Genomic DNA, 302 nt, shown 5'->3' with positions numbered 1-302 from the left:
AAGAGCGGAAAACGAGACTCGAACTCGCGACCCTAACCTTGGCAAGGTTATGCTCTACCAACTGAGCTATTTCCGCAATGTATAAAAGCGTGAAGAGAAGGAGACTCGAACTCCCACGACATAATTGTCACTACCCCCTCAAAGTAGCGCGTCTACCAATTCCGCCACCTCTCCAACTTACTTTCAACAATTCAAAGAACCGACCGCCTTACCTTGGTGCCCAGAACAGGACTCGAACCTGCATGCCTCTCGACACACGCACCTGAAACGTGCGCGTCTACCAATTCCGCCACCTGGGCATA

Annotated in this window: 3 tRNA genes; all 3 read right to left on the bottom strand. The window is 51.3% G+C overall.

Going from position 1 to position 302, the window contains the following annotated elements:
* Positions 1-3: 3 nt before the first annotated feature.
* Positions 4-76, bottom strand: a tRNA-Gly gene (locus M1B78_RS18620).
* 14 nt (positions 77-90) lie between these two features.
* Positions 91-174, bottom strand: a tRNA-Leu gene (locus M1B78_RS18615).
* A gap of 40 nt (positions 175-214) precedes the next feature.
* Positions 215-299: transfer RNA gene (locus M1B78_RS18610), tRNA-Leu, on the bottom strand.
* Between the last annotated feature and the right edge of the window lie 3 nt (positions 300-302).

The organism is Bacteroides muris (ex Fokt et al. 2023) (assembly GCF_024704895.1).
Classification (GTDB): domain Bacteria; phylum Bacteroidota; class Bacteroidia; order Bacteroidales; family Bacteroidaceae; genus Bacteroides; species Bacteroides muris.
This window is presented reverse-complemented; position numbering and strand designations above follow the sequence as displayed.